The following is a 13023-nucleotide window of genomic DNA, read 5'->3' on the forward strand; positions in this document are numbered from 1 at the left end:
AACGTCCGAGAGGACAATAACAATATAAGGAGTTACTCCATGTCGACGCTTAAGAAGACGACCCTCGCGCTTGCTCTGGCAGGTGCCACGCTAGCCACCACCGCTCAAGCGAATGAAGTTGAAGTGCTGCACTGGTGGACTTCCGGTGGTGAAGCTCGCGCTGCCAACGTGCTTAAAGAGTTAATGGAAGCTGAAGGCTACGGTTGGCAGGACTTTGCAGTGGCAGGCGGCGGCGGTGAAACCGCCATGACGGTGCTTAAATCTCGTGCCATGTCGGGCAACCCACCCTCTGCAGCTCAAATCAAAGGCCCCGAAATTCAGGAGTGGGGTGAGCTTGGCTTGCTCGGTGACCTGAACGGCGTTGCCGATGCGGAAGGTTGGGATGAACTGCTGCCGGAAGTCGTGGCCGATATCATGCGTCACGACGGCAAATACGTGGCGGTACCCGTCAACGTGCACCGGGTAAACTGGCTGTGGGCCAACCCCGAAGTGCTCGAAGCGGCAGGGGTAGAGATGCCCACCACGCTGGATGAACTATTCGAGGCAGGTGAGGCTATCCGAGAAGCGGGCTTCGTACCGCTGGCTCATGGCGGCCAATCCTGGCAGGACGCTACGGTCTTCGAAAGCGTACTGTTAGGTGGTCAGGGTAGCGAGTTTTATCAGCAGGCATTGGTAGAACTAGACCCTGAAGCCCTGGGCGGCGAACAAATGATCGATGCCCTTGAGGACTTCAAGCGTACCCGCGAGCTGATGGATGAAGGCATGCCCGGGCGTGACTGGAATGTTGCCACGGCAATGGTGATTGAAGGAGTGGCTGGGTTTCAGCTGATGGGCGATTGGGCCAAAGGGGAGTTCACTGCGGCCGGACTGACCGCCGGGGAAGATTACCTCTGTGCCGCAGCGCCGGGCACCGAAGATGCGTTCACCTTCAATATCGATAGTCTGGCCATGTTCCGGGTCAGCGACGACGAGGAGCGCGAAGCGCAGCAAGCGTTAGCCCGCCTGGTGCTTGAGCCTACTTTCCAGGAAGCGTTTAACCTTGCCAAAGGCTCGATTCCTGCGCGGCCTGATCTGGACATGAGCGAATTCGATAGCTGTGCCCAGCAGTCGTTGGCTGATTTCCAGCGCACCGCTGAAGAGGGTGGCCTAGTGCCCAGTATGGCTCACGGTATGGCCGTACGTGCGGATATACAGGGTGCCATTTTTGATGTGGTTACCAACTACTTCAACGACGCCGATATGCCTGCTGAAGAAGCGGCAGAACGTATGGTGAGCGCTGCCGAAGCGGCCTCTTTCTAGGCTTTTCTAGCGTTAGCGTTCTTCAGGCGCCGCTGCAACGGCGGCGCCTTCGTTGCTTGGCAAGGATACTTCTCCATGAGAGATTCCCTCCCCATGAAAAATACCTCTGCGACGCCTTTAGGGGCTGGCGCTAAGCGGTCGACGCCATCCGGCGGTTTGCAGGCGTGGCTGCCTCGCCTGGTGCTGGCACCGTCGGTGGCAATTTCGCTGTTCTTTGTTTACGGCTTCATGCTGTGGACGTTCGTACTCTCGCTAACCAGCTCGCGCATGCTGCCCAGCTATGACTTTGTCGGCTTTGGTCAGTACGCACGCCTGATGGCCAATGAGCGCTGGTGGGTCGCCTCGACCAACCTGATGATTTTTGGCGTGCTGTTCGTGGTGATTTGCCTGGCGATTGGCTCGCTGCTGGCGATACTGCTTGATCAGAAAATTCGCCAAGAGGGCGCGCTGCGTACGATCTATCTTTACCCCATGGCGCTGTCATTTATTGTTACCGGGGTAGTGTGGAAGTGGCTACTCAACCCGCAGCTGGGCATTCAAGCGATGGTTCAAGGCTGGGGCTTTGAGTCGTTTCGCTTTGACTGGATTGTCGATCCGGATATGGCGATTTATACCCTGGTGATTGCCGCCGTATGGCAGGCGTCAGGCTTTGTGATGGCGCTGTTTTTAGCCGGGCTGCGGGGTATCGACGACAGCATTATCAAAGCAGCGCAGTTGGATGGCGCTAGTCTGCCGCGGATTTATCTGCGCGTGGTGATGCCCTGCCTACGCCCAGTCGTGTTTAGCGCGGTGATGATTTTGGCCCATATTGCGATCAAGAGCTTTGACCTGGTCGTCGCGCTCACCGGCGGCGGGCCTGGCTATGCCACCGATTTACCCGCCACCTTTATGTACGCCCACGCCTTTACCCGGGCGCAGATAGGTTTGGGCTCTGCCAGCGCCATGCTGATGTTGGGCGGCGTGTTGGCGATTTTGATTCCTTATCTCTACTCCGAATTAAGGAGCCGCAAGCATGGCTAATGTGATTCGTCGTCAGACGCCCGCTGCGCGGCTGGGCCGTGGCCTGCTCTATGGCGTGCTGATACTCGCCGCGCTGTTCTATATTCTACCGCTGGTGGTCATGCTGATGACCTCGGTGAAGCCGCTGAGCGAAATCAGCGCCGGGTCGCTGCTCTCGTTTCCGCAAAATCCCACTTTCGCGCCGTGGACAAAAGCCTGGGGTGAAGCCTGTACCGGCATGCGCTGCGATGGCGTTGGCGGCTACTTCTGGAACTCCTTTGCGATTGTGATTCCAGCGGTGCTGATCTCAACCACTATCGGTGCCCTTAACGGCTATGCGCTGACCAAATGGCGCTTCAAAGGTTCTGAATTAGTCTTCGCATTAATGCTGTTTGGCTGTTTTATTCCTTTCCAGGTGGTGCTGTTGCCCATGGCGCAAACCCTCGGCTGGCTGGGGATCTCCAGCTCCCGCGCCGGGTTGATCCTGGTTCACGTGGTATTTGGCATCGCTTTCACCACGCTGTTTTTCCGCAACTTCTACGTGGGTATCCCCAACGAGCTGGTATCGGCGGCGAAGTTGGATGGCGCGGGCTTTTTCCGCATCTTCTGGCGCATTCTACTGCCGGTTTCGGCTCCGATTATTGTCGTCTCAGTGATTTGGCAGTTCACCCAAATCTGGAACGACTTCCTGTTTGGCGTGGCGTTTTCAGCCCACAACACCCAGCCCGTTACCGTGGCGCTAAACAACCTGGTGAATACCTCCACTGGCGTTCGCGAGTACAACGTGGATATGGCGGCGGCGATGATTGCCGCGCTGCCCACCCTGGTGGTGTACGTGTTGGCGGGAAAATACTTCGTGCGCGGGCTGACAGCCGGTTCCGTTAAAGGCTAATAACAACTAGGTGAGTGGCAACCATTTCTAGAAGGTCAGAAGCAGCCCGTAGCGGGGGTCTTTCGCCAGGGATGGCGAAAGTAGCGCCCAGGGATGGGTTCACAGCGCCCCCGCGGAGGGCTGCTTCTGGCCAACCCAGATGAATGGAGTTTGTCAGTCGCTTTAGAATAGGATTTTCATTATGGCAGCTTTAGAAATCCACAACGTGCGTAAAGAGTTTGGCAGCGAGCGGGTGCTCAAAGACGTTAGTATCTCCATCGATTCCGGCGAGTTTTTGATTCTGGTTGGGCCGTCAGGCTGCGGTAAATCCACGCTGATGAACGCCATTGCCGGGCTTGAGCCAGTGACGTCCGGCAATATTTATATCGATGGTGAAGACGTAACCTGGCGCACCCCCGCGGATCGGGATATCGCCATGGTATTTCAGTCCTACGCGCTTTACCCCAGCATGACTGTACGCCAGAACATCAGCTTCGGGCTGGAGATGCGCAAGGTGCCCAAAGCCGAGCGGGAAGCCGCGGTGGAGCGGGTAGCCGATCTACTGCAAATTACCCACCTGCTGGAACGCAAGCCTGCACAGCTCTCCGGCGGGCAGCGTCAGCGTGTAGCCATGGGACGTGCGTTGGCTCGGGAGCCAAAGGTGTACCTGTTTGACGAACCGCTCTCTAATCTGGATGCCAAACTGCGCGTGGATATGCGCACCGAGATCAAAAAGCTCCACCAGCGCCTGGGCACCACCATTGTTTACGTCACCCACGACCAGGTCGAAGCCATGACCCTGGCCGACTGCATTGCGGTGATGCGCGACGGCCATATTCTGCAGCTCGGCTCGCCGGATGAGGTCTACAACAACCCGGTGGATATGTTTGTGGCTGGCTTTATGGGCTCGCCGTCGATGAACTTCATTCGCGCCACACTGGAGGACGATAACGGTGGGTATCAACTGAGGATTGCCACGCCAGGTGAGGATGAGCTGGTGCTACCCTGGCCGGAGGAGCGCATCGCCCCAGATATGGCCGAACGGCTTAACCAGCCGGTCATTCTTGGCCTACGCCCAGAGCACTTCAGCGAAGAGGATGAGCGGTTAACGTCCCAAGCCGAAGGAACGCTGCTGAGCGCCAGTGTGGCGGTGGTAGAACCTACCGGGGCGGATATCTTGCTGCGTTTACCCCTGGGCGAACAGGAAGTTACCGCCCGTGTTGGGCCTAAATGCGCAGTGGTTGCAGGGGAGCGCTTATCGCTACGTGTTGATATGGGCAGAGCGATTCTATTTGATGCCGAGACCGAACAGCGTATTGCGTAAGCGGTTTGACTTGAACCTGTTGTGAAATAGTAGGCCCCCTGCTGGTTTCAGCAGGGGGCCTCTTTTGTAGTTGCCTAAAGATTTCAACTGCAGGTATCACTTACGAATAAGCCGCAGCTCGCCATTGAGCGCCTTGATGATCGAGTAGCACATCAGCAGCATCACAATCGAGAACGGAATAGCGGTGGCGGTAACACCTGCCTGAAGGGCGGTCAGACCACCACCGATCAGCAGCACAATCGCGATGAGGCCCTCGACGACCGCCCAGAACATACGCTGTGGCCGCGGAGCATCGATTTTACCACCGGCGGTGATGGTATCGATGACCAGGGAGCCGGAATCCGAGGAGGTGACAAAGAAGATCAGCGCCAGGACGATACCCAAGGTCGACATCAGGCCCGTCAACGGTAGTTCGTTCAGCATGCCGAACAGCGAAAGCTCGGGTCTGTAGTTGTCGATTACATACTCTTTAACCAGGCTGCCCACCGGGTCAGCATAGAGCTGTTCAAGGGCGGTTGAGCCAAAGACGCCCATCCAGATAAAGATAAACAGACTGGGAACCAGCAACACGCAGAGTATAAACTCACGCACCGTGCGGCCCCGGGATACCCGAGCGATAAACATCCCCACGAAAGGTGCCCAGCTAATCCACCAAGCCCAGTAGAAAATCGTCCAGGACTGGCGGTAGGCATCGTCCTCACGACCAAAGGGCGCGGACAGAGGAATAAAGTCCGTGACATAGGTGGTAAGTCCCGACCAGAAACCCGCCATGGCCAGCAGAGTAGGGCCAGCGAAAAGCACAAAAAAGAAGAACAGAACGGCCAGGATCATGTTGATCTCTGAGAGCTTCTTCAAGCCGCCCTCAAGACCGCGCCAAACCGACACCAGCGCCACCGCCGTCACCAGAATGATGACGATGACCTGGGTCAAGGTACTTACTTCCAGGCCGAAGACAAAGTTCATCCCCGCATTAGCCTGCTGTGCCCCAAGCCCAAGTGAGGTGGCCAGCCCGAAGAGGGTGGAAAACACCGCCAGGATATCGATCACATGGCCCCACCAGCCCCAGACACGCTCACCGAGAATGGGAAAGAACGCCGAGCGAATAGAGAATGGCAGGCCCTTGTTATAGGTAAACAGGCCCAGCGCTAGCGCCATCACCACATACACCGCCCAGCCATGGATACCCCAGTGTAGATAGGTACCCGCCAGGCCCATGGCGCTGGCATCATCAATAGCCGCTGAGTTCAGTTCGCCATCGGCGCCGAAGGGGGATGCGATGCCCAGAGGCAGCGAGACATTGGCGTGATAAACCGGTTCGAGTACGCCGAAGAACAGCAGGCCGATGCCGATTCCCGCGGTGAACAGCATGGCGAACCAGGAGAGATAGCTGTGATCCGGTCGCGCATCGGCCCCGCCCAGCCTGACTGAGCCATAAGGCAGAACCACCAGCGCTAAGCAGAACAGAATAAAGAAGTCGACCAGAATCATGAAATACCAGTCCAACGTTCCCGTCGAGAAGGCAACAATGGACTGAAAAGTGCTCCCCGCTCGCTCTGGAAACAGCAGGGTGAGGACGATGAAGATAGCGGAAGCAAGCGCGGATACCACAAAAACGCGGTTGTGGATGTCGAAACCGATGGGGCCAAGCTGCCCCTTGATATTGTCCTGGCCGACGACATAGTCGGTCTGCATGTCGCTCGTTACCGAAGGCGACTCAGGATCATTGGGATGGTTCATACACTACGTCTCCTCAGTGGAAGATGCCATGTCAAACCCCCATCATGAGGATAAACAGCGTTGAATCCCATTTTGTGGCCGAAAAGGAGGGGGGCCGCCGTTTAACCCTTTAGCGATTCTGCGGCACCTTTTCTTTATCGAGCCGTTTGATTTGCCGCCACAGGTCTTGGCGTAGATCGGCGATTTTGGGCTGCTCATCGGCAGTGAAGGGCACCGGACGACAGAGCCGCTGGGCGCGTAACCCAAGGCGCGCGCTAAGCAGCCCGGTGGCGAGGCCTTGACCCGCACGGGCGGAAAGGCGGCTGGCTAAATCCAGCGAGAGCATATCCATACTGGCGTCGGTGGCCAGTTCGCTGGCACCGGCAAAAGCCATGTTGTGCAGCACGTTACGAAACAGCCGCAGGCGGCTGGCGTAGCCCAGCTCAAGCCCATAAAGGCGGCAGAGTCGATCCACCATCGCCAGGCTGCGCCAAGCCACCAGCGCCATATCCACCAGCGTTAGGGGGCTGATGGCGACCATGATGGCGGTTTCGCCGGACATACGCGTAATCAGGCGCTGGGCCTCGCGATCACGCGGCGCTAGCAGGTGGTAACGCAACAGCGTCTGGATCTCCTCACCACTATGGTGGGGTTGGCAAGCGCGCTGAAAGGCTAGCCAGTGCGGGTCATCGTCGGCGAGTTTGAGCTGACGTCTTAGCTGCTCGGCCATCGCCCGGGCCTGCTTGGGCGAGCGTAGCGGCAGCTCGGCCAGATCGCCGCGCAGTTTGTCGTGGCGCTTGAGACGGCGCAAACGGCCCACCTCTTTGAGCAGGGAGAGGCCGCCCAAGCCAATCAGGCTGACCCCGAACAGCTGCCAGGCCATGGCTAGCCACTGCGACTGAGCCATCGCATCAGGAATGCCGGTGACCAGTTCTGCCGTGCCTAGCCCGGCACCACCCACCAGGGCAAATAGCAGCCCCCAGCGGCGTTTACGCGGCGCACCTAAACTGGCGGCAGGCAGCGCTTTATCTTCTGGCAAGGGCGCCAATGGATGATGCTCGCTGGCGCCAGCAAAGGCTTCGCGCTGACGTAGGACTGTCTCTGCATCAGCGGCCTTTTCAGGCTGGTCATCCAGCGTGAAGTGGCGGCGTGGCTGTGGGGTGGTCATGTCAGTTTATCTCCAATCAGCCAGTCGATGGCGGCGTCCATGCGGATATGATCCAACGCTTCTGAGCTGGTTGGCATCGGGCGAAAGGCGGGGAAGTCGAAGCCCTGCTGCTGCCAGAAATCGGCAGCGGGCAGCCGGGCGGGCACATCGCCGGGGTAAACCAGCACCTCTTCGCCCTCTAGTGTGGTGCCTCGCAGTGCAGGTGAACGCTTACCCTCATGGGTTACCTCACGGGCTTCAGTGGCACGAATGGCCGCCAGCGAGAGCGCTTTAACCGGCACGTTGGCAAAGCGAAGGTCTTTGAGAGGCTCTGCCAGCAGGGCCTCCAACAGCTGTACCAAGTGGCCGTGTTGATCGGGAGTGACGTGATCGGCTTTGGTGGCGGCAATCGCCAGGCGGTCAATTTTAGGTGCGAACAGGCGCGTAAGTAGGCTGCGTTGGCCATAATCGAAGCTGTGCATTAACTGGCGTAGCGCGCTGGAAAGGTCTTCAAAGCGTTCTGGCCCGGCATTGAGCGCGCCAAGCACGTCCACCAGTACAATCTGGCGGTCAAAGCGGCGGAAGTGATCGCGATAAAAGGGCTTGACCACTTGCTGCTGGTAGTAGCGAAAGCGCGCCGCCAGGGTAGCGTAAAGGCTATTGGCAGGCAGTGCCTCCAGCGTTTCTCTAGAGGTGTTGAGTTGAGTAGTGTCGAGCTGCGGTAGCGGAAAAAACTGCAGCACCGGCGCACCTTCCAGTTCGCCGGGCAGTAAAAAACGCCCTGGCTGCAGGTCGGAAAAACCGGCCTTTTTGGCGCGGCGAAGGCCTTGAGCGTACTCCTCGGCAAGAGCAGCAAGCTGGGCTTCATCCGCTTCGCCAGCGGGGTCGAGCTGTTCTACTGCGGCAAGCCATTCGCTAAACAGGCTGCGGCGCTGTTCGCCCTCGTGTAACGCCTGGGCCTGGCTCCAGCTATAAAAGTCGTGCTGCAGCAGCGGCAAATCGAGCAGCCACTCGCCGGGGTAGTCGAATAGATCCAGGGTAAGGTGGGCGATTTCAGGGGTTAGCCAGCCGCTGCGGGCAGGGCGGTAGCGCAGCTGTAAGCGTAACTCGCTGATGCCGCGGGTGGGCTCCGGCCAGCGCGGCGGCGTATCGCGTAGTGCAGCCATGCCGGGGTCGTAGGGAAACCGTGGCACGCCTAAGTCGGGCTGGTTAAGCCGCTGGGCACCCAGCAGGCGGCCTTCCCGGGCAGCAGGCAGCAAATCGAGCCGCGCCTCAACGCCCGCATGACGCAGTTGATTGACCAACGACGTCAAAAACGCGGTTTTCCCCGCTTGGGAAAGGCCGGTGACCGCCAAGCGCAGCTGGCGATCTCGCCCACGCTCTAATAAATTGCTCAGTTCGCGACTTAACGGCTGGCGCATCCTTTCGATCCCTTTGTGGCTCTTGCCTAGCCTTTACTGGCTAAACATTAATACCAGTTGCGAAAGCATCGGTAGGGTGGCGATCAAAAAGCCAACCCCCGCCAGGGTGTAGCCTGGCCAGCGCCGGGTCATCTTCTGCGCCAAGGTTAGGCCCACTAAGCACACCACCATACCGATTAAATTAAACGCCAGCGTGGCGGCTTCTAGCCATTGTTGCGGATCCATTGGATCTCCCTAGCTCTAATGCCATTGAGCACATGATAGCAAAGCATTGATGAACCGAAGATTAACTGCGGCTGAGGGTGGTGCCTAACAGGTGCTGGGCGCCAGGCACTAGCCAGACTGGGTCTAGGCGTGTATTGGCGGCTTCAACGCAGATAAAATGTCGTGCTACGTCGACGGGAGTGTCGCTGGGAAGGTCGTTGTTGGGGTGCCACACTACCGTGGAGTCGCTGGACTGCTTGCCGATGCGCAGGCTGCGCTCACCATCGTTGAGCAGCACGGCTTCATTGGTGTGATAAATGCGGTCAACGGCGCCTTGAACGGCCAACGTGCCTTGCTGTTCGCTCTCCGCAAAGTCGCGCAGTTTGTCGAGATAGCGCGCGCCGGAAAGGCCTTCCAGACGACACTGGTGGGTATCGGCAACGGCTAAATAGGTATGCAGCGCACCGCTGGTTTTAATCGGCGTTTCGCCGATGTTTTCGCTAATCAGCTCAACGTTCAAGCGCTGGGCGTTGGCTTGTACCACCAGGCGCGCGGTAAGCAGTGTATGTAGGGGCTGTGCTGGAGAGAGGTGGAGCTCAATTCCCTCGGCGTGCTCATCAACAGCGTCTAGACGCCACTCAGCATGGCGTGCAAGGCCATGGAAAGGGCCGTTGTGGTTGGGGCTCTCATCGGAATAGCGCTCGTCGGCAAACCACGGCCAGCAGAGCGGAATACCACCCCGGATAGCGCCTGGCAGCGCCTGGGGCGTAGGCGTCAGCCATAACCAGCCGGTATCACCAGCAGGGCAGAAGTGCAGCACTTGAGCGCCCTGGAGACTAACCACCAACTCGCCCCAAGGCATATTGAAAAGCACCACGTCGCGGCCTTCCCACTGTGTCGTTTGCTGTCCTTGAGTGCTTTTAATCAGTTGATTGAGCGAGTCGGGGATCATGAATTTTCCTTTAAGAGTTGCCAAGCATCGATACCGAATAGGCGCCGAACACTAACGCTGTGTGCTATGGTAGAACAAGCGTGACTCTAAGGTAAAACGCGTAACTGCAACCCGTAATCGAGATAGTAAGGAGACTATATGGGCTTTATTGCATGGTTAATCATTGGTGGCCTGGCTGGTTGGATTGCTGGCAACATCATGCGCGGCGGCGGTTTTGGCATCCTGGGTAACATCGGTGTCGGTATCGTTGGTGCGGTTATAGGTGGTTTTTTGTTTAGCCTTCTGGGCCTCTCGTCCGGTGGCTTTATCGGTTCGCTAGTCACCGCGATCGTGGGTGCCGTGGTGCTTCTTTGGGTAATCAGTAAGGTTAAAAAAGCGTAGCGATTGAGTTGCTACCTGTATGTCACCGCCCGGCCTTTTGCCGGGCGGTGTCGTTTTATGCATACCGAGGCCTAAGGCTATCGGTGTTCGCACCACTTTCCGTTACACTAGGCAGCTTTACTTCCAGCTATTTGCTGGTGTTATTGTGCTTTTTCGAGGTGCCTCTTGATCGACGTGTTAAATGCCTGGTGGGCCCAACAGCTGGTGCTGTGTGATTGGGCGTTTACTCCTCATCCGCTGGCGGTCGATGCAGGAGCGGCAGAGCAGCGCCTGCTACAACTGGGCATTACCAATCGAGGCGAGCTGGCCGAACAGCTCTTCCACGGGCTGGGGGCTCCCGCAGGTAGCGCTGACCGTTTGCTAGGCGCTTTGGAATGGGCCGCGTTGGCGGGAGCGGCTGGCTGGTTAGAGGCTGATCAAGCCCGTCATTGGGCGCATCACCTAACTCGCCGCATCACCAGTGATTACAGCGACCTACGTGCCTGGCTGGCAGACCTGCGCCGTGCGTTAGGCGCGCGGGGCTGGGAAGTGGGGGCCGATGACCGTTTTATTGACGCTTGCCAAGCGCTGGCCAAGCTTGAAACCGATGGCGAGGGGGTTACCTGGGATACGCTTGAAAATGCCCTGGCTGAACTGCCGGCTCCCGCTTCGCTATGGCCTCAGCAGCCCGAAGCGCAGAGCTGGCGGCTATGCGCGCTGTTCCGGCCGGTTATTGTCTATCCTGCCAGCCAAACCGACTGGCCCGAGGCCACCGAGTGGCTGGCCCACGTGTGGGATGTCCATGACCGTGATGCGCTAATTGGCGTGATACTTTGGCTAGGCGCTCAAGGTGAGCGCCAGCGCTGGGATATTGAAGCACGCGAATTGCTCAGTATGGACAACGCCCAACGCATGGAGTGGCAGCGTAGCGTTGTGGAAGATTCGCCCTATGCGCCGGTGCTGAATAAGTTCGTCACTCAAGGCGAGCCCCTGGAGTGGGCGGCTTGGGATTGGCTGCGGATTGTGGAACTTGCCTGGGCTGGCGCCTGCTGTGGCTTGCTGAGCCAGGAAGAGGCTGATGACTTAGCGGGGCACGCCGCTGATTTACTCAGTCGGCGCTACCACGACTGGTATGCCGTGCTGAATGCGTACGGGCGCGGGCAGAGCCTGTTTGACGGCATTGACCGGCGGGGTAAAACACCCAGCGAGCGGCATCAGTTATTGCTGCACAGCGCCCATAGCCCTTGGAATAGCCCCTGGAAATGTCTCCCAGGGGAGTTATTGGATGAACCTACGCGCAAGGCATCCCAAGCGCGCATTCGGCAGTGGCGCAATACGCCCCATCACTGGTTGTTGGCGCTGGCCAGCGTACGCGAACCGGATGCCATGCTGCGCCAGATAGCCCCCTCCGCGGCGCTGCCGGAAGAGCAGCGTGCCGATGCGGCGCTCTATTTGCAGGAGTCACTTGGCTTACATGCCGATGAAGGTGCTCATGCACTGGCACGCTACTGGTTACCCGCCCAGGCGCACCATCTTAATCAGTTGGCGGCCGACGCCGTGCATGGCGTTTTGCCTCCCTCACAAAGCTGGTTTGGTCAGCCGACTCCGGAAGAGCTTAAGCAGCGCAATGCGGTTAAAGGGGTAAGCCGCCATGCGGCGACGATCCATATGGCCGAAAAATTCGCCTTCTATCTGCATATGTCCCTCGACAGCGGCTTATTCGATCGCGCGCCGTTAATGGAGTATGCCAGCGCACTGCGAAGCTGCCTGTGCCGTTTTTATCCCAATGCCAAGCGGCTGTTGGAAGCCTGGTTCGCTTGGGAGAGCTGTCTGCCCGAGCCTGAGCACGCCTCGCTGGTGAATGAAATTATTTGGCACATTGAAGATCCTGGCAGTCTGTTTCACTGGCTGGATTGGCGTCACGACGCTTGGCGCGAACCGGGTAGCCGCCCCACCTTGAGTCACTTCACCGCTATGTCGCTGGTGGGCCCGTTGAACAGTGCGGTATGGAGTGAGCCCCAGCCTGAGAGTGCCCGTGAGTGTGCCGAGATTCGCGAGTGGGTGGAGAGCCACTACCACTTGAGCAACGCAGGCGATATGCAGGAGTTTTTGACCTACATGCTAGAGTCGGGGGATCGCCAGGAGTATCAGATTAACTACGCGCCCTATACCCTCAATACTGAGCGCTTAAGCGCTGAGATCGCCATTCTTGAATCCGGCGACTGTGCTGAAGATGAACGCCACCACCTGCTTCGCTTACGTCGTGTGCGCGACAACGAAGATGGTTGTAATGAGGTGGATATGGCGGCCTGGGATATTGCCCAGCTGGTCGATTTGGCCATTGCCGCGCGGCAGTTAAACTGGCTGGATAGCGCTGCTTTCGCTAAGGTGTTGGATCGTGCTTACCAACTGGCGGCAGATCACTATGCCGGATGGCAGGAGTACGCCATGGGGATGTATGCAGGCTTCTCGTTTTTTATGGGCGAAACCCCGGAGCGAGAAAGCTTTTTAGCTGGTTTTCGTCAGGCGCTGGTGGCCTGGATATGCGGTGCGCCGGTTTTGGCTGGCCCATGGGTGAGCTTGGATTTTCCAGGCAATAAACCACGCCATTTTGCGCCACTGCATATTGATACCTTACCGGGCGATCAGCGCACATTACATTGATGCTCGCCAAACATATGATAATTAGCTTATAGTCGTGCTTAGAAAAAATGAGTTTTGTCATACCGC

General features: G+C 58.0%; 11 protein-coding genes. 6 read left to right on the plus strand and 5 right to left on the minus strand.

The window, feature by feature from the left end; all coding sequences use genetic code 11:
• Nucleotides 1-39 precede the first annotated feature (39 nt).
• The 4 genes from LMS44_RS06465 to LMS44_RS06480 all read left to right on the plus strand — a co-directional run bounded on the left by LMS44_RS06465 (nt 40) and on the right by LMS44_RS06480 (nt 4493).
• Nucleotides 40-1299 carry an ABC transporter substrate-binding protein gene (locus LMS44_RS06465; protein WP_022520451.1) on the plus strand — a complete coding sequence of 420 codons (1260 nt, stop codon included), beginning with the start codon at nt 40-42 and terminating at the stop codon, nt 1297-1299.
• 93 nt (nt 1300-1392) lie between these two features.
• Nucleotides 1393-2319 carry a carbohydrate ABC transporter permease gene (locus tag LMS44_RS06470; RefSeq protein ID WP_027959701.1) on the plus strand — a complete coding sequence of 309 codons (927 nt, stop codon included), beginning with the start codon at nt 1393-1395 and terminating at the stop codon, nt 2317-2319.
• The gene (locus LMS44_RS06475) at nt 2312-3190 is read left to right on the plus strand and encodes a carbohydrate ABC transporter permease (RefSeq protein WP_009287309.1); all 879 of its coding nucleotides are present in this window, start codon (nt 2312-2314) and stop codon (nt 3188-3190) included. Before LMS44_RS06470 ends, LMS44_RS06475 begins: the two co-directional genes overlap by 8 nt.
• A 181-nt stretch (nt 3191-3371) precedes the next feature.
• Nucleotides 3372-4493 (plus strand): ABC transporter ATP-binding protein, encoded by a 1122-nt coding sequence (locus LMS44_RS06480; protein WP_022520449.1) that lies wholly within the window; start codon nt 3372-3374, stop codon nt 4491-4493.
• 96 nt (nt 4494-4589) lie between these two features.
• Here LMS44_RS06480 and LMS44_RS06485 read toward each other — a convergent pair whose 3' ends face one another.
• From LMS44_RS06485 to LMS44_RS06505, 5 genes are all read right to left on the minus strand, one after another.
• On the minus strand, nt 4590-6230 hold the full coding sequence (locus LMS44_RS06485; RefSeq protein ID WP_138799962.1) for a BCCT family transporter: 1641 nt from the start codon (nt 6228-6230) through the stop codon (nt 4590-4592).
• Between the two features lie 109 nt (nt 6231-6339).
• On the minus strand, nt 6340-7377 hold the full coding sequence (locus tag LMS44_RS06490; protein WP_138799963.1) for a YcjF family protein: 1038 nt from the start codon (nt 7375-7377) through the stop codon (nt 6340-6342).
• Nucleotides 7374-8777: a YcjX family GTP-binding protein gene (locus LMS44_RS06495; RefSeq protein WP_278369024.1), complete on the minus strand. Its 1404-nt coding sequence runs from the start codon at nt 8775-8777 to the stop codon at nt 7374-7376. Before LMS44_RS06495 ends, LMS44_RS06490 begins: the two co-directional genes overlap by 4 nt.
• A gap of 33 nt (nt 8778-8810) precedes the next feature.
• Nucleotides 8811-9002 carry a hypothetical protein gene (locus tag LMS44_RS06500; RefSeq protein WP_022520445.1) on the minus strand — a complete coding sequence of 64 codons (192 nt, stop codon included), beginning with the start codon at nt 9000-9002 and terminating at the stop codon, nt 8811-8813.
• Nucleotides 9003-9063: 61 nt separating this feature from the next.
• Nucleotides 9064-9933, minus strand: a complete 870-nt coding sequence (locus LMS44_RS06505; RefSeq protein ID WP_022520444.1) for a D-hexose-6-phosphate mutarotase — start codon at nt 9931-9933, stop codon at nt 9064-9066.
• A gap of 138 nt (nt 9934-10071) precedes the next feature.
• Between LMS44_RS06505 and LMS44_RS06510 the strand changes: the two genes are divergently transcribed.
• The gene (locus LMS44_RS06510; protein WP_008958536.1) at nt 10072-10314 is read left to right on the plus strand and encodes a GlsB/YeaQ/YmgE family stress response membrane protein; all 243 of its coding nucleotides are present in this window, start codon (nt 10072-10074) and stop codon (nt 10312-10314) included.
• 165 nt (nt 10315-10479) lie between these two features.
• Nucleotides 10480-12957, plus strand: coding sequence for a DUF1266 domain-containing protein (locus LMS44_RS06515; protein WP_278369018.1), 2478 nt, complete (start codon nt 10480-10482; stop codon nt 12955-12957).
• The last annotated feature ends 66 nt before the right edge of the window (nt 12958-13023 follow it).

Origin of the sequence: Halomonas profundus (assembly GCF_020865425.1) — a bacterium.
Classification (GTDB): Bacteria; Pseudomonadota; Gammaproteobacteria; order Pseudomonadales; family Halomonadaceae; genus Vreelandella; species Vreelandella titanicae.

Coding starts and splice junctions, on each gene's coding strand:
- LMS44_RS06490 (WP_138799963.1), bottom strand. CDS start 7,377: ATGACCACCCCACAGCCACGCCGCCACTTCACGCTGGATGACCAGCCT.
- LMS44_RS06475 (WP_009287309.1), top strand. CDS start 2,312: ATGGCTAATGTGATTCGTCGTCAGACGCCCGCTGCGCGGCTGGGCCGT.
- LMS44_RS06465 (WP_022520451.1), top strand. CDS start 40: ATGTCGACGCTTAAGAAGACGACCCTCGCGCTTGCTCTGGCAGGTGCC.
- LMS44_RS06505 (WP_022520444.1), bottom strand. CDS start 9,933: ATGATCCCCGACTCGCTCAATCAACTGATTAAAAGCACTCAAGGACAG.
- LMS44_RS06480 (WP_022520449.1), top strand. CDS start 3,372: ATGGCAGCTTTAGAAATCCACAACGTGCGTAAAGAGTTTGGCAGCGAG.
- LMS44_RS06500 (WP_022520445.1), bottom strand. CDS start 9,002: ATGGATCCGCAACAATGGCTAGAAGCCGCCACGCTGGCGTTTAATTTA.
- LMS44_RS06470 (WP_027959701.1), top strand. CDS start 1,393: ATGAAAAATACCTCTGCGACGCCTTTAGGGGCTGGCGCTAAGCGGTCG.
- LMS44_RS06495 (WP_278369024.1), bottom strand. CDS start 8,777: ATGCGCCAGCCGTTAAGTCGCGAACTGAGCAATTTATTAGAGCGTGGG.
- LMS44_RS06510 (WP_008958536.1), top strand. CDS start 10,072: ATGGGCTTTATTGCATGGTTAATCATTGGTGGCCTGGCTGGTTGGATT.
- LMS44_RS06485 (WP_138799962.1), bottom strand. CDS start 6,230: ATGAACCATCCCAATGATCCTGAGTCGCCTTCGGTAACGAGCGACATG.